The 25446-nt window shown below is 71.2% G+C and carries 28 protein-coding genes; 19 read left to right on the forward strand and 9 right to left on the reverse strand.

Translation table 11 applies throughout. The features are described from left to right. Nucleotides 1-7: 7 nt before the first annotated feature. Nucleotides 8-637 carry a TrmH family RNA methyltransferase gene (locus H7694_RS15070; RefSeq protein WP_193597256.1) on the reverse strand — a complete coding sequence of 210 codons (630 nt, stop codon included), beginning with the start codon at nucleotides 635-637 and terminating at the stop codon, nucleotides 8-10. Nucleotides 638-750: 113 nt separating this feature from the next. On the opposite strand from H7694_RS15070, the gene H7694_RS15075 reads away from it, so the two are divergent. The 4 genes from H7694_RS15075 (at nucleotide 751) to H7694_RS15090 (ending at nucleotide 2628) form a co-directional block, all read left to right on the forward strand. Beyond that, nucleotides 751-1077 (forward strand): hypothetical protein, encoded by a 327-nt coding sequence (locus H7694_RS15075; RefSeq protein WP_193597257.1) that lies wholly within the window; start codon nucleotides 751-753, stop codon nucleotides 1075-1077. Between the two features lie 2 nt (nucleotides 1078-1079). Continuing rightward, entirely contained in the window at nucleotides 1080-1715 is a 636-nt protein-coding gene (locus H7694_RS15080; RefSeq protein WP_193597258.1) for a metal-dependent transcriptional regulator, read from the forward strand. An 89-nt stretch (nucleotides 1716-1804) separates the two neighbouring features. Continuing rightward, complete coding sequence (locus H7694_RS15085) at nucleotides 1805-1969, forward strand: hypothetical protein (protein WP_193597259.1); 165 nt, start codon at nucleotides 1805-1807, stop codon at nucleotides 1967-1969. An 89-nt stretch (nucleotides 1970-2058) separates the two neighbouring features. Next, nucleotides 2059-2628: a YdeI/OmpD-associated family protein gene (locus H7694_RS15090; RefSeq protein ID WP_193597260.1), complete on the forward strand. Its 570-nt coding sequence runs from the start codon at nucleotides 2059-2061 to the stop codon at nucleotides 2626-2628. A gap of 23 nt (nucleotides 2629-2651) precedes the next feature. Here the strand turns inward: H7694_RS15090 and pyrE are convergent, their stop codons facing one another. Continuing rightward, entirely contained in the window at nucleotides 2652-3212 is a 561-nt protein-coding gene (gene pyrE, locus H7694_RS15095; protein WP_193597261.1) for an orotate phosphoribosyltransferase, read from the reverse strand. Between the two features lie 75 nt (nucleotides 3213-3287). Here pyrE and H7694_RS15100 point away from each other — a divergent pair, with 75 nt between their 5' ends. The 3 genes from H7694_RS15100 to H7694_RS15110 are packed head-to-tail and all read left to right on the forward strand — an operon-like array spanning nucleotide 3288 to nucleotide 5532. After that, complete coding sequence (locus H7694_RS15100; RefSeq protein WP_193597262.1) at nucleotides 3288-3824, forward strand: YbhB/YbcL family Raf kinase inhibitor-like protein; 537 nt, start codon at nucleotides 3288-3290, stop codon at nucleotides 3822-3824. A gap of 32 nt (nucleotides 3825-3856) precedes the next feature. Further along, a complete protein-coding gene (locus H7694_RS15105; RefSeq protein ID WP_193597263.1) occupies nucleotides 3857-4699 on the forward strand; it encodes an exodeoxyribonuclease III in 843 nt (280 codons plus the stop codon). After that, on the forward strand, nucleotides 4696-5532 hold the full coding sequence (locus tag H7694_RS15110) for a Cof-type HAD-IIB family hydrolase (protein ID WP_227468168.1): 837 nt from the start codon (nucleotides 4696-4698) through the stop codon (nucleotides 5530-5532). Before H7694_RS15105 ends, H7694_RS15110 begins: the two co-directional genes overlap by 4 nt. On the opposite strand, the gene H7694_RS15115 is transcribed toward H7694_RS15110, so the two are convergent. Beyond that, on the reverse strand, nucleotides 5529-6152 hold the full coding sequence (locus H7694_RS15115) for a dihydrofolate reductase family protein (RefSeq protein ID WP_193597264.1): 624 nt from the start codon (nucleotides 6150-6152) through the stop codon (nucleotides 5529-5531). The genes H7694_RS15110 and H7694_RS15115 overlap by 4 nt on opposite strands. A 139-nt stretch (nucleotides 6153-6291) precedes the next feature. Between H7694_RS15115 and H7694_RS15120 the strand changes: the two genes are divergently transcribed. Together H7694_RS15120 and H7694_RS15125 are read left to right on the forward strand one after the other, a co-directional pair. Further along, entirely contained in the window at nucleotides 6292-7551 is a 1260-nt protein-coding gene (locus H7694_RS15120; RefSeq protein ID WP_193597265.1) for a sensor histidine kinase, read from the forward strand. Next, nucleotides 7548-8390, forward strand: a complete 843-nt coding sequence (locus H7694_RS15125) for a response regulator (RefSeq protein WP_193597266.1) — start codon at nucleotides 7548-7550, stop codon at nucleotides 8388-8390. The genes H7694_RS15120 and H7694_RS15125 overlap by 4 nt, the downstream gene beginning before the upstream one ends. A 101-nt stretch (nucleotides 8391-8491) precedes the next feature. On the opposite strand, the gene H7694_RS15130 is transcribed toward H7694_RS15125, so the two are convergent. After that, complete coding sequence (locus H7694_RS15130; protein WP_193597267.1) at nucleotides 8492-9058, reverse strand: NADPH-dependent FMN reductase; 567 nt, start codon at nucleotides 9056-9058, stop codon at nucleotides 8492-8494. Between the two features lie 130 nt (nucleotides 9059-9188). On the opposite strand from H7694_RS15130, the gene H7694_RS15135 reads away from it, so the two are divergent. The 4 genes from H7694_RS15135 to H7694_RS15150 all read left to right on the forward strand — a co-directional run bounded on the left by H7694_RS15135 (nucleotide 9189) and on the right by H7694_RS15150 (nucleotide 13222). Next, entirely contained in the window at nucleotides 9189-10367 is a 1179-nt protein-coding gene (locus H7694_RS15135) for a benzoate/H(+) symporter BenE family transporter (protein ID WP_193597268.1), read from the forward strand. 160 nt (nucleotides 10368-10527) lie between these two features. Continuing rightward, nucleotides 10528-11424, forward strand: a complete 897-nt coding sequence (locus tag H7694_RS15140) for an ABC transporter ATP-binding protein (protein WP_193597269.1) — start codon at nucleotides 10528-10530, stop codon at nucleotides 11422-11424. Further along, complete coding sequence (locus tag H7694_RS15145; RefSeq protein WP_227468169.1) at nucleotides 11421-12512, forward strand: ABC transporter permease; 1092 nt, start codon at nucleotides 11421-11423, stop codon at nucleotides 12510-12512. The genes H7694_RS15140 and H7694_RS15145 overlap by 4 nt, the downstream gene beginning before the upstream one ends. 122 nt (nucleotides 12513-12634) lie before the next feature. Continuing rightward, nucleotides 12635-13222 (forward strand): nitroreductase family protein, encoded by a 588-nt coding sequence (locus tag H7694_RS15150; RefSeq protein ID WP_193597270.1) that lies wholly within the window; start codon nucleotides 12635-12637, stop codon nucleotides 13220-13222. A 32-nt stretch (nucleotides 13223-13254) separates the two neighbouring features. Here H7694_RS15150 and H7694_RS15155 read toward each other — a convergent pair whose 3' ends face one another. Beyond that, nucleotides 13255-15051 carry a glycoside hydrolase family 15 protein gene (locus H7694_RS15155; RefSeq protein WP_193597271.1) on the reverse strand — a complete coding sequence of 599 codons (1797 nt, stop codon included), beginning with the start codon at nucleotides 15049-15051 and terminating at the stop codon, nucleotides 13255-13257. A 77-nt stretch (nucleotides 15052-15128) separates the two neighbouring features. On the opposite strand from H7694_RS15155, the gene H7694_RS15160 reads away from it, so the two are divergent. Beyond that, the gene (locus tag H7694_RS15160; RefSeq protein WP_193597272.1) at nucleotides 15129-16499 is read left to right on the forward strand and encodes a glucose-6-phosphate dehydrogenase; all 1371 of its coding nucleotides are present in this window, start codon (nucleotides 15129-15131) and stop codon (nucleotides 16497-16499) included. 121 nt (nucleotides 16500-16620) lie between these two features. Here the strand turns inward: H7694_RS15160 and H7694_RS15165 are convergent, their stop codons facing one another. Next, nucleotides 16621-18780, reverse strand: coding sequence for an ATP-dependent Clp protease ATP-binding subunit (locus H7694_RS15165; RefSeq protein ID WP_193597273.1), 2160 nt, complete (start codon nucleotides 18778-18780; stop codon nucleotides 16621-16623). A 105-nt stretch (nucleotides 18781-18885) separates the two neighbouring features. On the opposite strand from H7694_RS15165, the gene H7694_RS15170 reads away from it, so the two are divergent. Then, nucleotides 18886-20106 carry a sensor histidine kinase gene (locus tag H7694_RS15170; RefSeq protein WP_193597274.1) on the forward strand — a complete coding sequence of 407 codons (1221 nt, stop codon included), beginning with the start codon at nucleotides 18886-18888 and terminating at the stop codon, nucleotides 20104-20106. Then, entirely contained in the window at nucleotides 20103-20720 is a 618-nt protein-coding gene (locus H7694_RS15175) for a response regulator (RefSeq protein ID WP_193597275.1), read from the forward strand. The genes H7694_RS15170 and H7694_RS15175 overlap by 4 nt, the downstream gene beginning before the upstream one ends. 57 nt (nucleotides 20721-20777) lie before the next feature. Here H7694_RS15175 and H7694_RS15180 read toward each other — a convergent pair whose 3' ends face one another. Both H7694_RS15180 and coaBC read right to left on the reverse strand, forming a co-directional pair. Further along, nucleotides 20778-21389, reverse strand: a complete 612-nt coding sequence (locus H7694_RS15180; protein ID WP_193599267.1) for a DoxX family membrane protein — start codon at nucleotides 21387-21389, stop codon at nucleotides 20778-20780. Nucleotides 21390-21506: 117 nt separating this feature from the next. Beyond that, nucleotides 21507-22712, reverse strand: a complete 1206-nt coding sequence (gene coaBC / locus H7694_RS15185; protein ID WP_193597276.1) for a bifunctional phosphopantothenoylcysteine decarboxylase/phosphopantothenate--cysteine ligase CoaBC — start codon at nucleotides 22710-22712, stop codon at nucleotides 21507-21509. 184 nt (nucleotides 22713-22896) lie between these two features. Between coaBC and H7694_RS15190 the strand changes: the two genes are divergently transcribed. Then, nucleotides 22897-23589 (forward strand): NRDE family protein, encoded by a 693-nt coding sequence (locus H7694_RS15190; RefSeq protein WP_193597277.1) that lies wholly within the window; start codon nucleotides 22897-22899, stop codon nucleotides 23587-23589. A 30-nt stretch (nucleotides 23590-23619) separates the two neighbouring features. Here the strand turns inward: H7694_RS15190 and H7694_RS15195 are convergent, their stop codons facing one another. Continuing rightward, nucleotides 23620-24591, reverse strand: coding sequence for a GlxA family transcriptional regulator (locus H7694_RS15195; RefSeq protein WP_193597278.1), 972 nt, complete (start codon nucleotides 24589-24591; stop codon nucleotides 23620-23622). Between the two features lie 106 nt (nucleotides 24592-24697). Between H7694_RS15195 and H7694_RS15200 the strand changes: the two genes are divergently transcribed. Together H7694_RS15200 and H7694_RS15205 are read left to right on the forward strand one after the other, a co-directional pair. Then, nucleotides 24698-24859 (forward strand): hypothetical protein, encoded by a 162-nt coding sequence (locus H7694_RS15200; protein WP_193597279.1) that lies wholly within the window; start codon nucleotides 24698-24700, stop codon nucleotides 24857-24859. Nucleotides 24860-24898: 39 nt separating this feature from the next. Then, entirely contained in the window at nucleotides 24899-25441 is a 543-nt protein-coding gene (locus H7694_RS15205; RefSeq protein WP_193597280.1) for a hypothetical protein, read from the forward strand. The last annotated feature ends 5 nt before the right edge of the window (nucleotides 25442-25446 follow it).

Below are 25446 nucleotides of genomic sequence, written 5' to 3' on the forward strand. Positions count from 1 at the left end.
CGGCGATTCAGGCGTACCGGCGGCACCACTCGTACATGACGACAGCCGCGGCGGCGCTGGCGTTGATGGATCGCGTCGAGCCGTACTGCGTGATCTCGATGTGACCCGACGCCGCGGCGAGCGCCTCGGACGACAGGCCCGGCCCCTCCTGCCCGAACAGCAGCGCGCAGCGCTGCGGCAGTTCGGCGCGGTCGACGGGAACCGCCTCGCCGACGTTGTCGACCGCGATGATCGGGATGCCCTCGGCAGCCGCCCACGACGCGAAAGACTCCACGTCGGGGTGGTGCACGACGTGCTGGTAGCGGTCGGTGACCATGGCGCCGCGCTTGTTCCAGCGCCGACGCCCGATGATGTGCACGGTGTCGGCGAGGAACGCGTTGGCGCTGCGCACGATCGAGCCGATGTTCATGTCGTGCTGCCAGTTCTCGATCGCGACGTGGAACGGATGCCGCTGCAGGTCGAGGTCGGCGACGATGGCCTCCATGCGCCAGTAGCGGTAGCGATCGATCACGTTGCGGGTGTCGCCGTGGGCGAGCAGCTCGGGGTCGTAGTGATCCTCCGCGGGCCACTCCCCCTGCCACGGGCCGACCCCGTGTGTGGTGCGCTCGGGGGTCGCCTCGGGGGTCTGCTCGTCCATTCCGTTCAGCGTAGCCGCGGTTCCCGCCGGGGCCCTTCGTGAGCCTCAGGGACCCAGCCCGGCGAGGCAGCACACCCGGCTGTGCCGTTCGACCCAGCCGGTAGGCTCGATGCATGCCCACCGCCCCCGCCAGGAAGCACCGCGACGACTCCGAGGCGCGCCGCTCCGTGCGCCTCGCGACTGCCTTCGCGCTCGTCGCGGCGGCACTCGGCGTGCTGCTGGTCGCCATGCCGAAGCTGCTGCCGGCGGGCGGCCCGTGGGTGCAGCTGGGGCTGGGCGCGCTGGCGCTGTTCTTCGGCTTCCGCGCCCGTGCGCTGGGAGTGCGCGGCGTGAACGACTACGACGGCCGGCTGTCGCTGCTGGCCGTGATGGCCGGCTTCGCGACGCTGTTCTTCGCCGGCGGCGAGGCCTTCCGCCTGCTCGCCGCCCTGGGAGGCTGACGATGCCCTCCCCCGCCTTCGACGACTATCTGAAGACGGTCTACTCGCACACCGAGTGGCAGGACTCGCCGATCATGCCCTCGCAGCTCGCGGCCGCGCTGAGCATCGCGCCGTCGAGCGTCACCGAGATGGTCAAGAAGCTCGCCGCAGCGGGTCTCATCTCGCACGTGCCCTACGGCGCCGTGCGGCTGACGGATGCCGGACGCGACCGCGCCCTGCAGATGCTGCGCCGGCACCGGCTGATCGAGACGTGGCTGGTGCGCGAGTTCGGCTACGCCTGGCACGAGGTGCACGACGAGGCCGAGGTGCTCGAGCACACCATCAGCGACCGGCTGCTGGACGCCATCGACGAGCGGCTCGGACGCCCGCGGTTCGACCCGCACGGCGACGCGATCCCGGATGCGGAGGGCGGGGTGCAGCGCGAGCCGTTCGTGCTGCTCGCCGACGCCCCAGCCGGTCACACCGGCCGCGTGCTGCGTGTGAGCGACCGCGACCCCGAGCTGCTGCAGGCCCTCGAGGACGCGGGTGTGAGCGTCGGCTGCGAGATCGCGGTGACCGGCGCCGACGGCATCCTGCTCGACGGCCGGCCGGCCGATCTCCCCGACGGGGCGGCCGGGATCGTCTGGCTGAGCGCCTGAGCCGCGCTCACCCGCACCCAGCCGCGCCCGTAGGCTGTGCCGCGCACCGTAAGCTGTGCGCATCCCGACGAACCGACCGCGGAGGCCCGATGACCCAGCAGGATCTGCTCTTCCTGGTGACGGCTCTGATCATCCTCTCGGCGCTGTCGCTGCTCGTGTACCAGCTGCTCAAGCCGCGCAGGCGCGACGACGGTGGCGAGTGGTATGAGGGTCCCTGGAACGACGAGGATCGTCCGCGGGGCCCGCGCCCCTGACCACCAGCCCGATGTCCCAGCCCCGATGTCCCAGCCCCGATGTCCCAGCCCCGTCGTAGGCTGAGCCGGAACACGGACGGGGGCCACGGGTGGGAGCACTGGACGACGGCGAGCAGGTGACCGCCGCGGATGCCGCAGGCTGGCGCGCCTGGCTCGAAGAGCACTACGCGAGCGCCGCCGGCGTCTGGCTGCTGAACGTGCGCGGCGCGTCCGCCGATGGCATCGGCTACGAGGATGCCGTCCGCCACGCACTCTGCTTCGGATGGATCGACGGCCCGGTGCGCACCTTCGCCGAGGGATCGGTGGGCCAGTGGTTCTCGCCTCGACGCCGTGGCAGCGGCTGGGCGGCGACGAACAAGGCGCGCCTGGCCGAGCTCGAGGCGGCGGGGCTGCTCGCCCCGGCCGGCATTCGCGTGATCGAGGCGGCGAAGGCCGACGGCTCGTGGACCATGCTCGACGGCCCAGAGGCCGGCATCGAGCCGGCCGAGCTCACCGCCGCGCTGGATGCCGTGCCCGCCGCTCGCGCGGCGTGGGACGGGTTCCCGAAGTCGGTGCGCAAGCTCGGCCTCACGCACATCGCCACGGCCAAGCGCGCCGAGACGCGCTCGGCGCGGATCGCGAAGATCGTGGCGGATGCCTCGGTAGGCAAGCGCCCCTGACGGCATCCGCCCCTGAGCCAGGCTTACTGCGGGTCGAGGCCCAGGTCGTCGAGGTCGAACGCGGCCAGCCACTGCAGGCCCTCGGCCTCGATGGCGGCCTGCGCACCGGTCTTGCGGTCGACGATCACGGCGACGGCGACGACCTCGGCGCCCTCGCGGCGCAGCACCTCGACGGCCTTCAGCGCCGACTGCCCGGTGGTCGAGGTGTCTTCGAGCACGACGACGCGCCTGCCGGCGACGTCGGCGCCCTCGACCTGGCGGCCGCGGCCGTGGTCCTTGGGCTCCTTGCGCACGACGAACGCGTCCAGCGGCCGGTCGGTGCCTGCCGAGGCGTGCATCACTGCGTTCGCGATGGGGTCTGCCCCCAGGGTGAGCCCGCCGACCGCGGCGACGTCGTGCTCCTTGATGAGATCGCGCATGATGCGGCCGATGGCCGGGGCGGCGCGGTGGTCGAGGGTGAGCTTGCGCATGTCGACGTAGTACGTCGCCTTCTTGCCGCTCGAGAGGGTGAAGTCGCCGTGGAACACCGCCTCGGCGGTGATGAGGTCGAGCAGGGCCTGGCGGTCAGCGGCGAGATCGGTCACGGCATCCAGTGTATTCGCGCAGGGTGCTGACTCCGAGGCCGCGGCTGGCTAGCGTGGGGACAGGAGGTTCGACACATGTTCTCGCACGATCCCTACGCCGCCCTCGCAGAGCTGCGACCGGTGGCACCGCTCGAGCTGACCAGCCTCGACTTCGCCGCCGGCGGCCCGCTGCCGGGTTTCGCGTGGTCGTCGAACCGGTCCGGTGAGGACCGGCATCCGACCCTGGAGTGGTCGGATCCGCCGGCCGGTACGCTCAGCTTCGCGATCTCGTGCCTCGACCCGGATGCGCCGACCGGCTCGGGCTACTGGCACTGGGCGGCGTACAACCTGCCGGCCGATCTGCGTCGCCTCGACAGCGGCGACGGCACAGCGCAGAGCCTGCCGGACGGCAGCGTCGTGCTGCCCAACGAGGCTCGGCTGGAGCGCTACCTCGGTGCCGCCCCGCCCGCCGGCACCGGCGTGCACCGGTACTTCTTCGTCGTCGACGCGCTCGACGTCGCGACCCTCGACCTCGACGCCGGCGCGACTCCGGGCGTGCTGGGCTTCAACCGGCACTTCCACACCCTCGCCCGCGGCATCCTGATCGGCACGGGAGACCCCGCCGAGCGGTGAGCGACGTCGGCGGTCGCCCGTAGGCTGGACGCATGCGTCTGGCCACCTGGAACATCAACTCGATCCGCACGCGCGTGGGCCGTGCCGTGGACTTCGCGGTGCGCGAGGACATCGACGTGCTCGCCTTCCAGGAGATCAAGTGCAAGCCCGAGCAGTTCCCCTACGAGGCCTTCGAAGAGGCGGGGTACCAGGTCGAGGCGCATGGCCTGAACCAGTGGAACGGCGTCGCGATCGCCAGCCGCCTGCCGATGACCGACGTGCGCACCTCGTTCGCGGGGCAGCCCGGCTTCGCGAAGGGGCATGAGGGCCCGGATGCTCCGCTCGAGGCACGCGCGCTGGGCGTGATGGTCGACGGCGTGCGGGTGTGGAGCCTGTACGTGCCCAACGGCCGCGCGCTCGGCGACGAGCACTACGACTACAAGCTGCACTGGCTCGAGGCGCTGCGCACGGCCACCGCAGCCGAGCTCGCCGCCGACCCCGACCTGCCGCTCGCACTGGTCGGCGACTTCAACATCATCCCCTTCGACCACGACAACGGCGACCCCGACATCGTCGTGGGCCGCTCGACGCACGTCTCGCCGCCCGAGCGCGACGCGTTCTTCGCACTCGAATCGGCCGGGGTGCGCGACGTGGTGCGTCCGCTGATCCCCGAGGGCTTCACCTACTGGGACTACCAGCGCCTGAAGTTCCCCCGCAACGAGGGCGTGCGCATCGACTTCGTGCTGGGTTCGAAGAGCTTCGCGGATGCCGTGACCGCAGCCGCCATCCACCGCAACGAGCGCAAGGGCGAGCAGCCCAGCGATCACGTGCCGGTGGCGGTCGAGCTGGACTTCGGCGCCGAGGACGACGGCGACCTGCCGATGATCTTCGCGTGACCCTGCCGCGGGTTCAGGGGCCCAGCGGCATCCGCCTCATCGCCACAGATCTCGACGGGACGCTGCTCGACGTCTCCGGCCGGGTGTCGGCCCGCACGCGCGCCGCACTGGATGCCGCCCGCGCCGCCGGGATCGTCACCGTGCCGGTGACCGCGCGGCAGCCGATCGGCGTGCGCCCGATCGCGGAGCAGGCCGGATTCGACGAATGGGCGCTGTGCGGCAACGGTGCATACGGCGTGCACCTGACCACCGGCGAGCACCTGTTCGCCGAGGAGATCCCGGCGGATGTGCAGCAGCAGCTGGCCGAGGCGCTGCGCGCCGTGCTGCCCGATCTGGTCTTCGCGAGCGTGCGCGACGCCGGTGAGGGGTTCATCGCGCAGGAGGGCTACGCGGCGCTCGCGCAGCTGAGCGATCACAAGCGCGACCCCGCGACGATGCGCGGCGTACCGCTGGCCGATGTGCTCGCCGCCCCGAGCCTGAAGCTCGTGATCCGGCACGCATCCGTGCCGATCCCCGAGATCTTCGCGGCGCTGCAGGCGCTGGGGCTCACCGGCTTCGAGGCGACCCTGTCGGGGGCGCCGTTCGTCGAGGTGATGGCGCAGGATGTGACCAAGGCGACCGGACTGGCGCAGCTCTGCGAGCATCTGGGCATCGGCCGCGACGAGGTGCTCGCCTTCGGCGATGCCCTCAACGACCTGGAGATGCTCGAGTGGGCGGGCCACGGCGTCGCCGTCGCCAACGCGATCGACGTCGTGCGCGATGCCGCCGACGAGGTCGCCGCGTCGAACGCCGACGACGGCGTCGCGCAGGTGATCGAGCGGATGCTGGGCTAGGAGCCCATCGTGCCGGTGCGCACCTCGCCCGGCTCGGGGGCGTAGCGCAGCAGCAGCGCGCCGCCGTCGCCGGTCTCGGCGCTCAGCAGCCGCATGTTGTGCGGGGCAGCGCCGTCGGGGAACACCTTCTTGCCCTGGCCGAGCACGACCGGGTACACCCACAGCTGCAGTTCGTCGTACAGCTGTGCGGCGAGCAGGGTCTGCACGAGGTCGACGCTGCCGATCACGTGCACATCCTGGTGCTTCTCGCGCAGCGCGGCGACCTCGGCGGCGAGGTCGCCGCCGACGCGGACCGCGCCCTCCCAGTCGAGCGTGATCCCGGCATCCCGTGAGGCGACGTACTTCGGAACCCGGTTGAACAGCCGCCCGATCTCGCCCTCCGGGCCGTCGGTGTGGTGCGGCCAGTACGCGGCGAAGATGTCGTAGGTGCGCCGCCCGAGCAGCAGCGCGTCGAGGGTCTGCATCCCGGCCATGACGCTCTCGCCGACCGCGGCGCTCGGGTACCCTGCCTGCCACCCGCCGTACGGGAACCCGCCGTCGGCGTCCTCGTCGGGGCCGCCTGGTGCCTGGGCGACGCCGTCGAGCGTGGTGAACAGGTCGATGATGATGCGTCCGGTCATGATGTGCTCCCTTGCGGATGCCCTCCGTGTGTCGATGTGTCGATACTCGCAATTGACGACTCCACTTGTCCACGGCAGTCGCGCGAGATCCGCCGGACGGCGGATGTGCCGGCGCCGGCTGCCGTCCTACGGTGGAAGGATGCCGGAGCCCATCGCCTTCACGCGCACGCCGACCGCGCGCGATCTGCGCCAGGATCTGCTGCTGGCGGGGGTGATCCTCGTCGGCGGTGTCATCAGCGCGGGCCTCTCGACGATCGCCCAGGTGTACGGCGAGGAGCAGGCGCCGATGTGGGCCGCGCTGCTGGTGGTCGCAGGCGTCTGCGCCCCGCTGACCGTGCGGCGCCGCTGGCCGGCCGCCGTCGCGATCGTGATCGCACTGGTGTTCTTCGTGAGCGTCACCCTGAAGGTGCCCGAGGTGTACGTGCTGAACATCACGATGTTCATCGCGCTGTACACGGTGGGTGCGTGGATGAACGACCGCCGCGCGGCGATGCTGGTGCGGGTCGGGATCATCGTCGGCATGTTCATCTGGCTCGTGGTCGTGATGTACCGCGACGCGATCGACGGCGCCGAGGATGCGGATCTGGCAGCAGGGATGTTCTCGCCGTACGTGGCGTTCATGATGATCCAGCTGCTGCTGAACGGGCTCTACTTCGGCGGCGCCTACTACTTCGGCGAGCGCTCCTGGCTCGCCGCCGGCCAGCGTTCCGCGCTCGAGCAGCGCACCCGTGAGCTCGAGGCCGAGCGCGAGGTCACCGCCGCGCAGGCGGTCGCCCTCGACCGCGTGCGCATCGCCCGCGAGCTGCATGACGTCGTCGCGCACCACGTGTCGGTCATGGGGGTGCAGGCCGGCGCCGCACGGCTGGTCGTCGACAGCGACCCGGCCGAGGCGAAGCGGATGCTGGCGGGCATCGAGGATTCCTCCCGCGAGGCGATCGGCGACTTCCGGCAGCTGCTGGTGACGCTGCGCGACCCGGGCGACGGCGACGACGACGAGGGCTCGTCGGCGTTCGGGGTCGGCGACATCGCACGCCTGGTCGAGGCTTCGCGCGATGCCGGGCTGCCGACCGCGTTCGCCGTGATCGGCGAGGCCGTTCCGGTCTCGAGCACCACCGGGGTGAACCTGTACCGCATCGCCCAGGAGGCGCTGACCAACGCCCGCCGCCACGCGGGTGCCGGCGCCGAGGCCGACGTGCGGGTGCGCTACGACCCGGATGCCGTGGAGCTCGAGGTCGTCAACACGGGCCGCGTGATCGGCCCGCCGCGTCCCGGCCTCGGCCAGCTCGGCATGCGCGAACGCGCCCTGGCCTCCGGCGGCACGATCGACCTCGGACCACGCCCGCAGGGCGGGTTCCGCGTGCGGGCGCGCGTGCCCGTCGGACAGGGGGCCACGCGATGATCCGGGTGCTGCTCGTGGACGACCACGCGATGCTGCGCGCGGGCTTCCGCACGATCCTGGGCACGCAGCCCGACATCGAGATCGTCGGCGAGGCGGCGACCGGAGCGGATGCGGTGGCCCTGGCCGTCCGGCTGCAGCCGGACGTCATCACGATGGACGTGCAGATGCCCGACATGGACGGCATCGAGGCGACCCGGCGGATCGTCGCGGACCCGGCGGTGAAGGCATCCGTCGGCATCGTGACCACCTTCGATCGCGACGACTACCTGTTCCAGGCGCTGGATGCCGGGGCCGGCGGCTTCCTGCTCAAGAACGCCGGGCCGGAAGAGCTGATCACGGCGGTGCGGGCGCTGGCCGCCGGCGACGGCATCCTCGCCCCCGAGGTCACCCGCCGCGTGCTCGCCCGCTTCACGGCATCCGCCCCTCGCGCCGCCGGCCGGGTCCCTGAGACTCCCGGCTGCGTCCCTGAGGCTCTCGAAGGGCCCCAGCCGCCGACCACCTGGGTCCCTGAGGCTCTCGAAGGGCCCCAGCCGCCGACCACCTGGGTCCCTGAGGCTCTCGAAGGGCCCCAGCCGCCGACCACCTGGGTCCCTGAGGCTCTCGAAGGGCCCCAGCCACCGACGCGAACCGTCCCCCGCATCCTCGCCGAACCCCTCACCGAGCGCGAGGGCGAGGTGCTCGCCCTGATGGCTGATGCCCATAGCAACGCCGAGATCGCCGCGGCGCTGTTCATCGGCGAGGCCACCGTGAAGACGCACGTGTCACGGGTGCTGCAGAAGCTCGGTGCGCGCGACCGGGTGCAGGCGATCGTGCTCGCCCACCGGCACGGACTGACCTGACCCGCACGCGTCGCCACACACGCAGAGACGACGGATGCCCCGGGCCGCAGGGCGCCGGGGCATCCGATTTAGCGATCTGAGGAGATCGGGTCCTTGTCCGATCAGGCGGCGTGACGGCGAGCGGTCTCGACGCGCGTGATGAGGTTGAGGAACGACTGCAGGTAGAAGCCGAGGAACTCGCGGGTGCTCTCCACGGTGATGCTGCCGTCGGCGTCGATGAGGCCGGGGGTCAGCTGGATGAAGCCCTCGGGCTGGCCCATGGTGGTGGCGTTGAAGTGGCCGAGGATGGCGCGCAGGTGCTGCTGCGCGGCCGCGGTCGCGATGCCGCCGCCCGAGGCGCCGATGACGGCGGTGGGCTTGTGGTCGAACGAGTTCTGGCCGTAGGGGCGCGACGACCAGTCGAGGGCGTTCTTCAGCACGCCGGGGATCGAGCGGCTGTACTCGGGGGTCACGATGATCACGCCGTCGACGTCGGCGAGGGCCTGCTTGAAGTCGCGGGCGACCTGCGGGAAGTCGGCGTCGTGGTCGGGCGAGTAGAACGGCAGGTCCTTGATCGGGATCTCGACGAACTCCACGCCCTCCGGCGCGAGCTTCGCCAGCGCGGTGGCGAGGGTGCGGTTGATGGAGGTGCTGGAGATGCTGCCGACGATGTAGCCGATGGTGGTCATGTGAGTCCTTGTCGTGTGAAACGGATGACAGCGGGGTTCAACCCGCCGATCAACAACTCTATTCCCGTGCATGTAAAAATCCGGTGTGAGCTCCCGCTACGCTCGGAGGGCCCGCCTCGATGAGGAGACGATGACAGACACCGCCCGCACCTCCCTCTCCCGGCCGATCACCGCCGGGATCGTGACCGCGCTGGTCGGATTCACGAGCTCGTTCGTCGTGGTGCTCACCGGGCTGGATGCCGTCGGCGCGACACCCACGCAGGCCGCGAGCGGCCTGCTGATCCTCAGCCTCACGATGGGCGCCGCCTGCATCGTGCTCGCCTGGCGGTACCGGATGCCGATCACCTCGGCGTGGTCGACACCGGGCGCCGCGCTGCTGGCCGCAGTGAGCGCCGTCGATGGCGGGTGGCCCGCCGCGGTCGGGGCCTTCCTGGTGGTCGCGGCGCTCATCTTGCTCACCGCGCTGGCGCCTCGCCTGGGCATGCTCATCGCCGCCATCCCGCCGTCCATCGCACAGGCGATGCTGGCAGGTGTGCTGCTGCCGCTGTGCCTCGCCCCCATCACCGGCCTGGTCGAGAATCCCTGGGGCGTGGCACCCGTCGTGATCGCGTGGCTCATCGTCGTCCGGCTCGCGCCACGGTGGGCGGTGCCGGCGGCGTTCGCGGCGGCGACGATCGTGGTGATCGCCGGAATCGCGGCGGCAGGCGTCGAGGTCGATCCGGGCGTGCTGCTGCCCACCCTGCAGTTCACGGCGCCCGCCTTCACCGTCGGGTCGATCGTCGGCGTCGCCCTGCCGCTGTTCATCGTCACGATGGCGTCGCAGAACGTGCCGGGGGTGGCCGTGATGCGCAGCTTCGGCTACGAGGTGCCGTGGCGCCCGGCGATGCTCGTCACGGGCATCGGCTCGGCTATCGGTGCGCCCTTCGGCGGGCACGCCATCAACCTCGCGGCGATCAGCGCGGCCCTCGCCGCCGCACCGGATGCCGATCCCGACCCGCGCCGCCGCTGGGTGGCCGGGGTGTCAACCGGGGTCTCGTACCTCGTATTGGGCGGCATGTCGGCCGTGTTCGCGGCGCTCGTGCTGCTCGCCCCCGCCGCGGTCATCCCGGCCGTCGCCGGCCTCGCCCTGTTCGGCGCGTTCGGCTCGGCCGTGCAACAGGCCATCGACGACCCGGGCGAGCGGATGCCGGCCGTCGTCACCTTCCTCGTCGCGGCATCCGGCGTCGCTCTGCTGGGCATCAGCGCGGCGTTCTGGGCGCTGGTCGCCGGGCTGCTGGTGCGCGGCATTCTGCACCTCGGGCGGCGCTGACTCCACCGCGAGGCGGATCAGGTGGAGCAGGGCGGATCCGGCTCGATCCGCACCGATCCGCACTGATCCGTCGCCGGGGGGATGCCGGCGGGCGCCCGGCTTCGTAGCGTGGAGTCATGCGACGCGCCGAACCGCGCCGTACAGGACGGAGTGAGACCAGATGACCACGGGCAGGCTGCATCTCGACGGCATCACCAAGAGCTACGGTTCACGGGTCGTGCTCGACGGCATCCGCTTCGATGTCGAACCCGGCCGGCTGACCGGTTTCGTGGGCGGCAACGGCGCGGGCAAGACGACCACCATGCGGATCATCCTCGGCGTGCTCGCCGCCGACGCCGGCACCGTGACCCTCGCCGGCGCTCCGGTGACGACCGCCGACCGGCGGCGATTCGGGTACATGCCGGAGGAGCGCGGGCTGTACCCGAAGATGAAGGTGCTCGAGCAGGTGGTCTACCTCGCGCGGCTGCACGGGTTCGGCAAGGCGGATGCCACGGTGCGTGCCACCGCGCTGCTCGAGGAGCTCGGACTCGGCGAGCGACTGAACGACACGATCGAGTCGCTGTCGCTGGGCAATCAGCAGCGGGCGCAGATCGCCGCGGCGCTCGTGCACGACCCCGAGGTGCTCATCCTCGACGAGCCGTTCTCGGGGCTGGATCCGCTCGCCGTCGACGTCGTCGCCGAGGTGCTGCAGCGCCGCGCCGCGATGGGCGTGTCGATCCTGTTCTCGTCGCACCAGCTCGACGTGGTCGAGCGGCTGTGCGACGACCTGATCATCATCGCCGGCGGCACGATCCGCGCCGCCGGCTCCCGCGACGAGCTGCGCACCCGGCACTCCACGCTGCGGTACCAGCTCGACTCCGCCGCAGACACGGGCTGGCTGCGCGCCGAGCCGGGCGTCTCGGTGGTCGACTTCGAGGGCGGCTCGGCGCTGTTCGAGGTCGATGCCCCCGCCACCGCCCAGCGCGTGCTGCGGCAGGCCGTCGACCGCGGCGACGTCGCGGGCTTCGCACCACGGCATCCCTCCCTCGCCCAGATCTTCAAGGAGGTCATCCAGTGATCCCCCGTCCTGCTTCGGAATCGACCGCGACCGCCCAGGCGGTCTGGCTCGTCGCCGAGCGCGAGATCGGCTCGAAGCTGCGCAGCAAGGCCTTCATGATCTCCACCGGCATCCTGCTGCTGATCGCCCTCGCCGGGGTGCTCATCGGCGGTTTCGCGAGCGCATCGCCGACACCGGATGCCGTGGCCGCGACCGCGCAGACGGCATCCGCGGTCGAGGCACTGCCGAACGTCGAGGTGACCGAGGTCGCCGACCGTGATGCGGCGGAGCAGCTCGTGCTCACCGACGAGGTGATTGCGGCGGTGGTGCCCGGCGACGGCGGTGTGGTCATCCTCGCCAAGGAGAATGCGCCGACGAGCCTGGTGATGGGGCTGTCGCAGACACCGGCCGTCGAGATCCTGCGGCCGGCGGGCACCGACCCGTTCGTGCGGTACCTCGTCGCCATCGGCTTCGGGATCGTGTTCCTGATGGCCGCCTCGACCTTCGGCGGCACGATCGCGCAGAGCGTTGTGGAGGAGAAGCAGACCCGCGTGGTCGAGCTGCTCATCTCGGCGATCCCTGCCCGGGCGCTGCTGGCGGGCAAGGTGATCGGCAACACCGTGCTGGCCATGGCCCAGATCGTGCTGCTGGTGGCCATCGCCGTGATCGGGCTGATCGTGACGGGGCAGAACGCGCTGCTGGCGGGGATCGGGGCGCCGGTGCTGTGGTTCGCGGTGTTCTTCCTGCTCGGCTTCGTGCTGCTGGCCGCGCTCTATGCCGCGGCGGCCGCGATGGTGTCGCGCCAGGAGGACATCGGCTCGACCACGATGCCGCTGATGATGCTGGTGATGGCGCCGTACTTCCTGGTGATCTTCTTCAACGACAACGACCTGGTGCTCACGATCATGTCGTACGTGCCGTTCTCGGCGCCGGTGGCGATGCCGGTGCGACTGTTCGTGGGCGAGGCGCAGTGGTGGGAGCCGCTGCTGTCGCTCGTGATCCTGGTCGTGACGTGCCTCGGTGCGATCCTGGTGGGCGCGAAGATCTACGAGAACTCGCTGCTGCGCATGGGGGCGCGCGTGAAGCTCGCCGACGCGCTGCGGGGGTGAGTCGCCGGGCGGCGGGTGCAGATCCGTGCGCGCGATGAGGAATATGCGGGTGAATAGAATGGTTGGAAGCGTCAGGACGACGGGGTCCGGATCAGTCCGCCCCGACCGGAAGGCCCGCCCTCATGAGCACCACCGTCCTCGACCGCACCGCCCCCACCGAGCACCCCGTTCTCGACGTGCTCGCCGAGCGGTGGAGCCCCCGCGCGTTCGACCCGGCCACGCCGATCGATGAGGCCAAGTTCGCCTCGGCCCTCGAAGCCGCCCGGTGGGCGCCGAGTTCGGGCAACTCGCAGCCCTGGCGCTTCATCGTCGCCCGCCGCGGGAGCGCGCTGCACCACGGCATCCACTCCGCCCTGATGGGCTTCAACCAGGCGTGGGCCGGCGACGCCGCGGTGCTGCTGGTCGCCGTCGCCGAGACGGCCACCGACGAGGGCACGCCCATCCACCACGCCGCCTACGACCTCGGCCAGGCTGTCGCGCACCTTTCGGTGCAGGCCCACCACGACGGCCTCGTCGTGCACCAGATGGGTGGGTTCGTCGCCCAGCGCATCCGCGAGATCGCCGGCCTCGACGAGCGGTTCGCGCCGATGACCGTCCTTGCCATCGGCGAACTCGGCGACCCGGCTTCGCTGCCCGAGCCGCTGCAGCAGCGCGAGGTCGCGCCGCGCGTGCGCCGCCCGATCGACGCGACGGTGCTGCTCAGCGCCTGACCCCGACTGCCCGCGCTGAGCGTCCCCCCAGCTCAGCGCGGGCGCAGCTCGGCGCGCGTCAGGGCGTCCGCCGCGCGCACCAGCGCGAGGTGCGAGAACGCCTGCGGGGTGTTGCCGATCTGGCGTCGCGCGACCGGGTCGTACTCCTCCGACAGCATCCCGACGTCGTTGGTCAGCGCGCACAGCCGCGCCATCAGCGCCTCGGCCTCGTCGAGCCGCCCGGTCGCCGCATACTGCTCGACGAGCCAGAACGAGCAGGCCAGGAACGGACTCTCGTCGCCCTTGATGCCGTCGACGCCGGTCTCGGTGCGGTAGCGCAACACGAGTCCGTCGTGCAGCAGCGTCTGCTCGATCTGCTCGACGGTGGCGAGCATCCGCGGGTCGTCGGGCGTGCAGAAGCCGACCTCGGCGAGCAGCAGCAGTGAGGCGTCCACGGCGGTGGTGCCGTAGTGCTGCGTGAAGTGCCCGTTGGTCACGCCGTCGCGGTCGATCTCCTCCCGCATCCGATCCCGCAGCGCGCGCCACTCGTCGACCGGACCGTCCAGCCCGCGCTCCTCGACCGCGCGCACGCCGCGGTCGAACGCCGCCCAGATCATCGCGCGCGAGTGCGTGAACATGTGCGGATCGCCACGGATCTCCCACAGCCCGTGGTCGGGCCGGTCGATCTGCTCGGCGGCGAACCGCAGCAGCTGCCGCTCCAGCGGCCACGAGAACGCGGTCTCCTCGAGGCCGGCGTCACGGGCGGCCGAGAGGGTGACGAGCACCTCGCCCACGACATCCGCCTGGTACTGCGAGGCGGCGCCGTTGCCGACCCGCACCGGCCCCGATCCCTCGTAGCCGGGAAGCGCGGCGAGGATCCACTCCGTCAGGCTGCGCTCCCCCGCGAGCCCGTACATGATCTGCAGCTCGGCGGGATCCCCCGCCACCGCGCGCAGCAGCCATTCCCGCCAGCGCTCGGCGAGCCCGACGAAGCCGTGGTCGAGCAGCGCCTCGAGCGTGAGTGCGGCATCCCGCAGCCACACGTAGCGGTAGTCCCAGTTGCGCTCCCCGCCGATCTCCTCGGGCAGGGCCATGGTCGCCGCGGCCGCGATGCCGCCGGTCTCGTGGTTCGTGAGGGCGCGCAGGATCAGCAGCGACCGCACGACCTTCTCGTGGTGCGGACCACTGTGCTCGATGCGGTCGGCCCAGGTCTGCCACCACTGCTTGGTGCGCTCGAGCTGCTCGTCGACGTCCAGCGGATCGGGCACCGGGCGGTACGACGGGAACCACGTCAGATGCAGGTCGCGCTGCTCGCCGGCCGCCACCGTGAGGTCGCCGTGATGCCGGTGGCCGCCGGCCTTCAATGCGGCGCCGCGCAGCACCAGCGCATCCGGCCCCGCCATGGCGACCACCTCGGGCTCACTCGCCGTCCCGGTCTGCCGCACCCACGGCATCGCGCGCGAATAGTCGAATCGGATGCTGATCCGCTGCTCGAACCGCATCGTCCCCTGCACGCCGACGACGCGGCGGATCACATCCGAGCGGCGGATGTCGACACGGGGATTCGGGTCTATCGGCATGAAGTCGTGCACCTCGGCGACGGCATCCGCGCTCTCCCACCGGGTGATCAGCACGAAGGTGTCGTCGTCGTAGTGCCGCGTGGCAACGGCATCCGGATCGGCGGGGCGCACCTCCCACCGGCCGTGATCCTCGTCGCCCAGCAGCGCTGCGAACGTGCTGGGCGAGTCCAGTCGCGGCAGGCAGAGCCAGTCGATGCTGCCCACCAGTGACACGAGTGCGGCGGTGCGGCAGTTGCTGAGCAGGGCGTAGTCCTCGATGCGCGAAGCCATTCTCGGGAGTCTTCCACCCGCACCGCGCCGGCGCCAGGACCCTTGCTTTCTGCCCCAGCACGACTATTGTCTGCCCCATGCCGACAACCACCCTGTTCATCCTGGGCGCCACCGGCGACCTCACCTCGCGCCTGCTGCTGCCATCACTGGCCGCGCAGCTGCACAAGAATCCCGAGCGGCGGGTGATCCTGCGCGGGTCGGGCACCGAGGACTGGGATGCTGCGACCTGGCGCGCCACCGTCGAGCAGGCCTTCGCCGGCACTCCCGGCGCGATCGAGCAGGTCGAGCTCGCCGACTACCGGCAGGCCGATGTCACCGACCCGTCCGCGGTCTCGGCGCTGGTCGCGGGGATGACGCCGTCGACCGTGCTGTACTTCGCCCTTCCGCCCGCGGTCACACGGGCGGCGATCGACGCGATGAAGGGTCTCACCCTGCCCGAGGGCACGGTGCTGGCGATGGAGAAGCCGTTCGGCGAAGACGAGGCCAGTGCGAGGCTGCTCAACGAGAAGCTGCTGGCGCTGGTGCCCGAGCGGCGGATCTTCCGGGTCGATCATTTCCTGGGCCGCTCGACGCTGCTGAACCTGCTCGGGGTGCGGCTGGCGAACCGGATCTGGGAGCCGGTCTGGTCGGCCGAGCACGTCGAGCAGGTGCTGATCCGCTTCGACGAGAGCGTCGCCCTCGAGGGCCGCGCCCGCTACTACGACCACGCCGGTGCGATGATCGACATGATCCAGAGCCACCTGCTGCAGGTGCTCGCCCTGGTCGCGATGGATCCGCCCGCCACCCTCGACGAGCGCGATCTGCGCGATGCGAAGGCGGCGGTGCTGCGCGCCACGCGGGTGCGCGACGGCGACGCCGAGCGCTGGTCGCGCCGGGCGCGGTACACCGCCGGCAGGATCGGCGATCGCGAACTGCCCTCGTACGCCGACGAAGAGGGGGTGGATGCCGAGGCGCAGACCGAGACCCTCGCCGAGGTCGTGTTCGAGATCGGCAGCGATCGCTGGGCGGGCGTGCCGTTCGTGCTGCGCTCGGGCAAGGCCATGGAGCGCAAGTGGTCGGAGATCGTCGTGACCTTCAAGCCCGTGCGGCACGTGCCGCCAGGGCTTGCGGGCACGCCCGAGGACGGCGGCCGGCTGACGTTCTCACTCGGCCCCGACGAGATGCACCTGCGCCTGCACGTGACCGGCGGCGACGATCCGTTCACGCTGCGGCATGAGGACCTCGTCGCCGATCTCGGCGAAGGCCAGCGGCGGTCGTACGAAGAGGTGCTCGACGAGTTGCTCGACGGCGAGGTCGCCCTGTCGGTGCGCGCGGACGAGGCCGAGGAGAGCTGGCGGATCATCCAGCCGGTGCGGGATGCCTGGGCCCGTCGCGCCGTGCCCCTGGAGGAATACCCCGCCGGCTCACTCGGCCCCGAGCACTGGCACACCTCCCACCCCACCCCCTGACCCCGCGCCCCCCGGCTCCGCGCCCCCCGCTCTCTCCGTCTATTTGTCACGAAGTGCCGGAAAACTCGGGCGGTAGCGAGACTTCGTGACAAATAGACGGGGGGCGGGGCACGGGGGCGGGTCAGGGCTGGGTGGTGAGGGCCAGGCCCGTGCCGTCGGCGGCGACGTCGACGCGCACCGTGTCGCCGTCGTGCACGTTGCCCGACAGCAGCGCGGTCGCGAGCCGGTTCTGCACCTCGGCCTGGATGAGCCGGCGCAGCGGACGCGCACCGAACACCGGGTCGTAGCCGCGCTCCGCCAGCCACGACCGGGCGTCGGGCGTGACGGCCAGCGTGAGCCGGCGGTCGTGCAGGCGCCGCTGCAGGTGGTCGACCGAGAGCTCGACGATCTGCGCGAGGTCGTCCTCGCTGAGCGCGGAGAACATCACGATGTCATCCAGGCGGTTCAGGAACTCGGGCCGGAACGACTGCCGCACCAGCCCCATCACCGCGTCGCGCTTCTCGTCGGCCGACATGACCGGGTCGATGAGGATCGGCGAGCCGATGTTCGAGGTGAGGATCAGGATGACGTTCGAGAAGTCGACCGTGCGCCCCTGGCCGTCGGTGAGCCGCCCGTCGTCGAGCACCTGCAGCAGCACGTCGAACACCTCGGGGTGCGCCTTCTCGACCTCGTCGAGCAGCACGACGCTGTAGGGGCGACGACGCACGGCCTCGGTGAGCTGACCGCCCTGCTCGTAGCCGATGTAGCCGGGAGGGGCGCCGACCAGCCGCGAGACGGAGTGCTTCTCGCCGTACTCCGACATGTCGATGCGCACCATGGCGTGCTCGTCGTCGAAGAGGAACTCGGCGAGCGCTTTGGCCAGCTCGGTCTTGCCGACGCCGGTGGGGCCGAGGAACAGGAACGAACCGGTCGGGCGCCCCGGGTCGCTGATCCCGGCGCGCGAGCGCCGGACGGCATCCGACACCGCCCTGACCGCCTCCTTCTGGCCGATCAGGCGCCTCCCCAGCTCGTTCTCGAGGTGCAGCAGCTTCTCACTCTCGCCCTGCAGCAGCCGGCCCACGGGGATGCCGGTCCACGCGGCGATCACCGCCGCGATGTCTTCGTCGGTGACCTGTTCGTTGACCATCCGGCCCTCGGATGCCGTGGCGGCCTCGGCCTGCTCGGCCTCGGCGATGTCGCGCTCGAGGCGCTTGATGGTCTCGTACTCGAGCTTGGACGCCGTCGTGTAGTCGGCGTTGCGCATCGCGAGGTCGCGCTGGGTGACGGCGTCGTCGAGCTGCTTCTTCAGCTCGCCGACGCGGTTCAGGCCCTGCCGCTCGCGCGCCCAGCGCTCCTGCAGCCCGGCGAGCTCGCGCTCCATCTCGGTCAGCTGCTCGCGCAGGGTCGCCAGGCGCTCCTTGGAGGCATCGTCCTTCTCCTTCTTCAACGCCAGCTCTTCGAGCTTCATGCGGTCGACCTGGCGCTTGAGCTCGTCGATCTCGACCGGCGACGAGTCGATCTCCATCTTCAGCCGCGACATGGCCTCGTCGATCAGGTCGATGGCCTTGTCGGGCAGCTGGCGGGCCGGCAGGTACCGGTTCGACAGGGCGGCGGCGGCGACCAGCGCGCTGTCGGAGATCGTCACCCCGTGGTGCGCCTCGTAGCGGCCCTTCAGCCCGCGGAGGATGGCGATCGTGTCCTCGACCGAGGGCTCGCCGACGTACACCTGCTGGAAGCGGCGCTCGAGGGCGGCATCCTTCTCGATGAACTCCCGGTACTCGTTGAGGGTGGTGGCGCCGATCATGCGCAGCTCGCCGCGGGCGAGCATGGGCTTGAGCATGTTGGATGCCGCGACCGACCCCTCGCCGCCACCCGCGCCCATGAGCACGTGCAGCTCGTCGATGAAGGTGATGACCTTGCCGTCGGACTCGGTGATCTCCTTGAGCACGCTCTTCAGCCGCTCCTCGAACTGGCCGCGGTACATGGCGCCGGCGACGAGGGCCGAGATGTCCAGCGAGACGAGCTCTTTGTCCTTGAGGGATTCGGCGACGTCTCCCGCGACGATGCGCTGAGCGAGCCCCTCGACCACGGCGGTCTTGCCGACGCCGGGCTCACCGATCAGCACGGGGTTGTTCTTCGTGCGACGGGTGAGCACCTGGCTCACACGCCGGATCTCGCTGTCGCGGCCGATCACCGGATCGAGCTTGCCCTGCCGGGCGCGATCGGTCAGGTTGATGCCGAACTGCTCGAGGGCGCTCTGCTGCCCGTCCTGCCCATCGGTGTTCTGTGCGGGGTTGGTCATCCGGTCCTCCTGAGAGACTCCCATCAAAGTTGAGTGGTGATGACTCAACTTTATCTCACGGCCCGATCCGGAGCAACATCTTCGCCGCCTCAGTAGGATCACGGCGTGACGAACCCCGACGAGCGACTGCGCGAGCTGCAGGAGGCGGCGCGCGTGGGCGAGCGCTGGGCCGCCGCGACCGCCGAGCTGCGTGCCGCGTTCCTGCAGGAGGACGCGTGGCAGCCGCTGCAGTTGCTGGCCGAACTGCTCGCCGATCTCACCGGTGCGGCGCTGGTCGCCGTGCTGCGCCCGGCCGAGCAGGGGGCGGTGCGCCTGGCGACGGTGCGCGGCGACGACCTCGCCCGGCAGCTCGAGGGCGTGGTGCTGCCCACCTTCCACCAGGTGTCACGCCAGCTGCTGGCCACCGCGCGCGGCGGCTTCACCCAGACCACGATCCACACCTTCACCGGCGACAGCCTGACCTTCGGCACCGGGTTCACGCTGCGGGTGGCAGGCCCCGACGGATCGGACATCGGCGTGCTGCTGGCCCGCCGGCTGCGCGACCGCGACTTCACCGACGACGAGATCCTGCGCAGCGAGCGGCTGATCTCCGACGCGAACGACGCCAAGGAACTCACCCGCGCCCGCAACGACCGGCACCGCCTCGCGCTGTTCGAGGAGCGCAGCCGCATCGCACGCGACCTGCACGATCACGTCATCCAGCGCCTGTTCGCCACCGGGATGCAGCTGCAGCTGGTCGGCGCGCAGACGCAGGATGCGCAGGTGACCGAGCGGCTGAACGAGCAGATCGACGCGCTCGATGAGGCGATCGCCGAGATCCGCACCGCGATCTTCGCCCTGCACGACCCCGAGGACGACCAGACCGCCCTGCGCGATCGCATCGTCGACGTGGTCGCCGAGTACCGCACCCTGCTGCCCGCAGCCCCTCGTATGGTCTTCCGGGGGCCCGTGGACCACGAGATCGGGGCGGCGCTGGCATCCGAGATCTCGGCCGTGGTGCGCGAGTGCCTGTCGAACGTCGTGCGGCACGCCCGCGCCCGCGAGGTCGCCGTCCGCGTGAGCGTGCACGAGGGGCAGGTCATCGTGCGCGTGGTGGACGACGGCACCGGCGTCGACCCCGCGCGGCGCCGCCGCAGCGGCATGCACAACCTGCAGGTGCGGGCAGGGACCCGCGGCGGCTTCTTCACCCTGACGCCACGGCCCGGCGGGGGGACGATCGCGGAGTGGCGGGTGCCACTCGACGATCAGGGGCCGGATGCCGCAGGGCCGGATGCCGCGGGACCGGATGCCGCGGGACCGGATGCCGTGGGAAGGGAGCATCCATGATCCGCGTGCTGGTCCTGGACGACCATGAGCTGGTCCGCCGGGGCGTCGTCGGCCTGATCGATTCGGCGCCCGACATGGAGGTCGTCGGCGAGGCCGCCGATGCACGCCAGGCGCTCACCCGCACGGCGGCGCTGCTGCCCGACGTCGCCGTGCTCGACATGCGCCTGCCCGACGGCGACGGCATCGACGTGTGCCGCGACATCCGCTCCGCGCACCCGCAGGTGGCGTGCCTGATCCTCACCGCGTTCGACGACGACCGCGCGGCGGAGGCGGCCGTGCTGGCGGGCGCCTCCGGGTACGTGCTGAAGGACATCAAGGCGAACGGTCTGCTGGACGGCATCCGTGCGGTGGCCGCCGGCCGCACTCTGCACGGAGCCCGCGCCGCCGAGCGGATCCGCGAGCGCGGTCACGACCCGGTGCGCGCCAAGCTGACGCCGCGTGAGCGGCAGATCCTCGATCTGATCGCCGACGGGCTCACCAATCGCGAGATCGGCGAGCGGCTGAACCTGGTCGAGAAGACCGTCAAGAACTACGTGTCCGCGCTGCTGCGCAAGCTCGGCATGACCCGGCGCACCCAGGCCGCCGTGTACCGTGTCTCGCAGCGGCGCGACTGACCGCGAAACGACGGATGCCGCCCCGCGCACAGGGCGCGGGGCGGCATCCGGCTCGGTTCAGATCAGCCAGCGGTTCTTCTGCACGAGCGGCAGACGGGCCCACCAGGCGCCGAGGCCCCAGGTGGCTCCGGCGCCGACCGCGGCGACGGCGATCAGGGCGAGCGCGTAGACGATGTGGTAGTCGACGAGCGGGTTGGTGCTGCCGGCATTCGCGACGAACGGCCACTCGGCGAGGTACATCAGCAGCATCATCGTGGTGCCGGCGACCGCGGCGACCCGGGTGCCGATGCCGAGGATGACGGCGGTGCCGACGGCGAGCAGACCGACCATGAACAGCACGTCGGTGAGCGGGGTGGCCAGCGAGCGGAAGAACGCCTCGAACGGGCCCTTGATCATCGGGCTGTTCAGGAAGCCCTGGGCGGGCGAGCCTCCGTTGACCCAGGCGGCCTCGGCGGGTGTCGCGAATCCCAGGCCGAACGTCTTGTCGAGGAACGGCCACAGGAAGATGAACCCGACCGCGAGCCGCAGCACGGCGAGGGCGCGACGAGCGGTGAGCGACAGGCTCGCCGTGACGGCGGCCGGGGTGCTCTTCGCTGCGGAGGCGCCGGCCGTGCGGGTCGTTCCGGCGACGCGGGTCGTTCCGGTGACGAGGGGGATCGTGGCGGTCATGCTGGACAAGGGGTGCTCCTTCTTCCGTACCCGCGGTGCGGGATCCGATGAATCCAGCCTTCCGGGTGGGAAGAGGGCGCAATAGAGGCTTTGGCCTCTGATCCGGAGCTCTGATCCCTAACCCAGGCTCTGGGCGATCACATCCCAGATGTCGTCGGCGACGTCGCGCTTCGAACCCGCCGCCCTGGCGAGCACCGCTCCACCCTCGCCGATCACCTGCACGGCGTTCTCGAGAGCCTCGAAGCCGCGATCCCAGCCGACCTCGTTCACGACCAGCAGATCGACGCCCTTGCGCTCGCGCTTACGGCGCGCGCGGGCGAGCATCTCCTCGCCGTCCTGCGGGGTCTCGGCGGCGAAGGCGACGACGATCTGACCCGGATGCCGTCGTGCGGCCAGCGACGCGACGATGTCCTCGTTCTGCACGAGCTCGATGCTCTCCAGCAGCCCCGACTCCTTGCTGAGCTTGCCCTCGGCGACCTCGGCGGGCCGGTAGTCGGCGACGGCCGCGGCCATCACGATCACGGCGGCGTCCTCGGACGCCGCCCGCATCGCGTCGCCGAGTTCGGCCGCCGTCCCGGCGCGTTCGACGGTGATGAGCGGATGCCGCGCGGCTCCCGCCAGCACGGCATCCTCGATGTTCGCGGCCACGAGCACGACCTCCGCTCCCCGATCCGCTGCGGCCAGCGCCAGGGCGACGCCCTGCCGTCCGCTGGAGCGGTTGCCGAGGAAGCGCACCGGGTCGAGAGGTTCGCGGGTGCCCCCGGCCGACACCGCGACGCGCAGGCCGTCGAGGTCGCGCTCGGCGAGCAGCCCGAGGGCGGCATCCATGATCTGCTCGGGCTCGAGCATCCGTCCGGGGCCGGAGTCTCCCCCGGTCAGCTCGCCCTCCGCGGGTCCGAGGATCGCGACGCCGCGCTCGTGCAGGGTCGCGATGTTGGCCTGGGTGGCCGGATGCCGCCACATCTCGGTGTGCATCGCCGGGGCGACCGCGACCGGCGCGGTCGTGGCGAGCAGCGTGGTGCCGAGCAGGTCGTCGGCCAGGCCCGCGACCATCCTGGCAATGGTGTTGGCGGTGGCGGGGGCGACGATCACGAGCTCGGCCGCCTGGCCGAGGGCGACGTGCCGGACCCGCGCGACGTCCTCGTGCACGCTGGTGGTGACGGCGTTGCGGCTGATCGACTCCCAGGTGGGCAGGCCGACGAAGCGCAGCGCATCCTCAGTGGGGATCACCGTCACCTCGTGCCCGGCCTTGATGAGCAGGCGCACCAGGTGCACCGTCTTGTACGCGGCGATGCCGCCCGTGACTCCGACGACGATGTTCACGGTTCGATTCTGCCCCAGACCGCCCCGCGGCCGGCACACCTGCACGACCCGGGAACAGTTGCACGGTCAGAACGCCCGGTCGGTCGTGCAGGTGTTCCCGGGTCGTGCATCCGTACCTGCGTGGCCCGGAAGCGCGGATGCCGCACCGCGCCCGGCCCCGCGGAACGCACCTAGACTCGTGCTCGTGTGCACCGTGGTGATCGACGTCACAGACGACGGGGCGCGGCTGCTGGCCGTGCGCGATGAGGATCCGCAGCGCGCCTGGGATGACCTGGGCGAATGGTGGCCCGAGCGCTACCCCGGCGCGATCGGCGTGCACGACCGCCGTGCGGGCGGCGCCTGGCTGGCACTGAATCCTGAGGCCGGCCGCCTGGCCGTGCTGCTGAACCGCGCGGACGTGCTCGACCCGGCGCCCGAGGGGCTGCTCTCGCGCGGCTCCCTCGCACTCGAATCGGTCGAGGGGCGCTCACCGCAGCCCGGCCGGATGCCGATGCACGGCTTCAACCTGCTCGAGGTGACGCCGCAGGGCTCGCGCGTGCTGTCGTGGGACGGCGACGAGCTGCGCGAGACGCCGGTGCCGCACGGGGTGCACATGATCGCGCACGACGATCTCGACGACCCGCGCACCGCCCGCATCGACGCGTGGCTCCCGCAGTTCGCCGCCGCCCGCCCCGAAGACGACGGCTGGGCGGACCGCTGGGTCGAGGTGCTCGCTGAGAGCACGGCGCTCTCGCCCGAGGACGACCGGGCGATCATCCGCGACAACAACCCGCACGGCTACCCGACGATGTCGCTGCTGTTCTGCACGGCCGAGGTGTCGGCCGAGGGCACCTCGGCCCGCTCGCACGTCCTGTCAGAGCCCGGCCGCTGGGCCTGATCCCGGTCGCACGAGCCCGCTGACACCGGGTCAGACCGCGGCCATGACCTCGTCGCGGCACGAGAAGCGGGCGCGATAGGCGGTCGGCGTCGTCCCGAGCACCCGCGCGAAGCTCTGCCGCAGGACTCCAGCCGACCCGAAGCCGCACTCCTCGGCGATGCGGTCGAGGCCGTAGTCGGTGCGCTCCAGCATCCGCTGCGCCTGGATCACCCGCTGCCGGGTCAGCCACGATGCCGGTGTCGCACCGAACTCCGACTTGAAGCGCCGGGCGAAGGTGCGCGGCGACATGTGGGCGTGACCGGCGAGCAGGTCGACCGACAGCTCGTCGCGGATGTTCTGCACCGCCCAGTCGGCGACGGATGCCAGTGATCCGCTCGCCTCGATCGGAATGGGGCGATCGACGTACTGCGCCTGCCCGCCGTCGCGCTGGGGAGGGACGACCATGCGCTTGGCGATGCGGTTCGCCAACTCGGCGCCCAGCTCGATGCGCAGCAGGTGCAGGCAGGCGTCGATGCCTGCCGCGGTGCCGGCGCTGGTGATGATGCGCCCGTCCTGCACGTACAGCACGTCGGGGTCGATCTGCACCTGCGGGTACATGGCTGCCATCTCGTGCGCGTACATCCAGTGGGTCGTGGCGCGCCTGCCGTCGAGCACGCCGGCGGCCGCGAGCACGAACGAGCCGCTGCAGACGCTCATGACCCAGGCATCGCGGGCGGCGGCGTCGCGGGCGAGGTCGATCAGCCGCGGATCGACGCGGGTCCAGGTCGCGCGCGGCAGGGGGCAGAAGATGACGAGGTCGGCCTCGTACGCGAAGGAGAGGTCGTGCTCGACGTTGATCGTGAAGCCGAGCTTGGAGCGCACCGGCCCCGGGTCGGCTGAGACGATGCGGAAGTCGAAGTTCGGCACACCGTCGTCGCTGCGGTCGAGTCCGAACGCCTCGCAGGCGACACCGAACTCGAACGGGGCGAACCCGTCATCGATCACGCAGGCGACGGTCTTCATGCGGCGCTCCTCATCGACTCGGCAGAAATCGAGTTGGCAGAAATCGAGTGAATGCTGTCAACTCTGGCACTCGTGTCATTCTAACGCGGAACGTAGCGTTTCTGCCATGTCCATTCTTCTCATCCTCGCCGCCCTGGCACTGTGGGGCCTCGTCGCCGCGCTCGTGGAGCTGCGTCGCGACGGTCACCGTGCGCTGCCGACCGACTGGTCGCGCGTCGCCGAGCACGATCTCGTCGCATGCGCCACGCGGGCCACTGCCCACCGTTGAGCACCCACCCACGGACGGCGAGCCGTTAGGCTCAGCCGCATGAGCGACTCCCCGCAGCCGTCCGCATCCCAGCCCGAGCAGCCTCACCAGCCGCAGCCCGGGCAGCCCCAGCCCGAGCATCCCCAGCATCCCGAGCTGCCGCCGTACGCGCCGCAGCCACCGCAGCCCGGTTACGCTCCGTCGGGCTACGGACAGCCCGGAGATCCCCAGTACGCACAGCCCGGCTACGCTCAGCCCGCCTACTCTCAGCCCGGATACGGCGCCGCCCCGGCCGGCGGCACACTCGGCCGCACGGCGCTGATCATCGCGGCGGTCGCGCTCGCGACCGGCGTGATCTTCTCACTCCTCACCCCGGCTCTGATCTCCGGCGCCTACACGAATCCGTGGCTGTTCCAGACGATCTCCTCGGTGCGGGCGATCGTCGGGATGCTGCTCGCCGCAGCCGGCCTGATCCTCGGCATCCTGGCCGTGCGCCGTCGCTCCCAGCCGGTGCTCGGCGGCATCGCGATCGGCATCGGGGCCGCCGAGATCCTCGGCACGCTCGCCGCGTTCCTGTCGAGCTTCCTCTACGCCGTGCTGTGACCTCT

Origin of the sequence: Microbacterium sp. YJN-G (genome assembly GCF_015040615.1) — a bacterium.
In the GTDB taxonomy this organism is placed as follows: domain Bacteria; phylum Actinomycetota; class Actinomycetes; order Actinomycetales; family Microbacteriaceae; genus Microbacterium.

Bases quoted from the DNA above. Each gene is read 5' to 3' on its own strand.
- H7694_RS15070 (WP_193597256.1), bottom strand. From the start codon at position 637: ATGGACGAGCAGACCCCCGAGGCGACCCCCGAGCGCACCACACACGGG.
- H7694_RS15075 (WP_193597257.1), top strand. From the start codon at position 751: ATGCCCACCGCCCCCGCCAGGAAGCACCGCGACGACTCCGAGGCGCGC.
- H7694_RS15080 (WP_193597258.1), top strand. From the start codon at position 1,080: ATGCCCTCCCCCGCCTTCGACGACTATCTGAAGACGGTCTACTCGCAC.
- H7694_RS15085 (WP_193597259.1), top strand. From the start codon at position 1,805: ATGACCCAGCAGGATCTGCTCTTCCTGGTGACGGCTCTGATCATCCTC.
- H7694_RS15100 (WP_193597262.1), top strand. From the start codon at position 3,288: ATGTTCTCGCACGATCCCTACGCCGCCCTCGCAGAGCTGCGACCGGTG.
- H7694_RS15105 (WP_193597263.1), top strand. From the start codon at position 3,857: ATGCGTCTGGCCACCTGGAACATCAACTCGATCCGCACGCGCGTGGGC.
- H7694_RS15115 (WP_193597264.1), bottom strand. From the start codon at position 6,152: ATGACCGGACGCATCATCATCGACCTGTTCACCACGCTCGACGGCGTC.
- H7694_RS15120 (WP_193597265.1), top strand. From the start codon at position 6,292: ATGCCGGAGCCCATCGCCTTCACGCGCACGCCGACCGCGCGCGATCTG.
- H7694_RS15125 (WP_193597266.1), top strand. From the start codon at position 7,548: ATGATCCGGGTGCTGCTCGTGGACGACCACGCGATGCTGCGCGCGGGC.
- H7694_RS15130 (WP_193597267.1), bottom strand. From the start codon at position 9,058: ATGACCACCATCGGCTACATCGTCGGCAGCATCTCCAGCACCTCCATC.
- H7694_RS15135 (WP_193597268.1), top strand. From the start codon at position 9,189: ATGACAGACACCGCCCGCACCTCCCTCTCCCGGCCGATCACCGCCGGG.
- H7694_RS15140 (WP_193597269.1), top strand. From the start codon at position 10,528: ATGACCACGGGCAGGCTGCATCTCGACGGCATCACCAAGAGCTACGGT.
- H7694_RS15150 (WP_193597270.1), top strand. From the start codon at position 12,635: ATGAGCACCACCGTCCTCGACCGCACCGCCCCCACCGAGCACCCCGTT.
- H7694_RS15155 (WP_193597271.1), bottom strand. From the start codon at position 15,051: ATGGCTTCGCGCATCGAGGACTACGCCCTGCTCAGCAACTGCCGCACC.
- H7694_RS15160 (WP_193597272.1), top strand. From the start codon at position 15,129: ATGCCGACAACCACCCTGTTCATCCTGGGCGCCACCGGCGACCTCACC.
- H7694_RS15165 (WP_193597273.1), bottom strand. From the start codon at position 18,780: ATGACCAACCCCGCACAGAACACCGATGGGCAGGACGGGCAGCAGAGC.
- H7694_RS15175 (WP_193597275.1), top strand. From the start codon at position 20,103: ATGATCCGCGTGCTGGTCCTGGACGACCATGAGCTGGTCCGCCGGGGC.
- H7694_RS15180 (WP_193599267.1), bottom strand. From the start codon at position 21,389: ATGACCGCCACGATCCCCCTCGTCACCGGAACGACCCGCGTCGCCGGA.
- H7694_RS15195 (WP_193597278.1), bottom strand. From the start codon at position 24,591: ATGAAGACCGTCGCCTGCGTGATCGATGACGGGTTCGCCCCGTTCGAG.
- H7694_RS15200 (WP_193597279.1), top strand. From the start codon at position 24,698: ATGTCCATTCTTCTCATCCTCGCCGCCCTGGCACTGTGGGGCCTCGTC.
- H7694_RS15205 (WP_193597280.1), top strand. From the start codon at position 24,899: ATGAGCGACTCCCCGCAGCCGTCCGCATCCCAGCCCGAGCAGCCTCAC.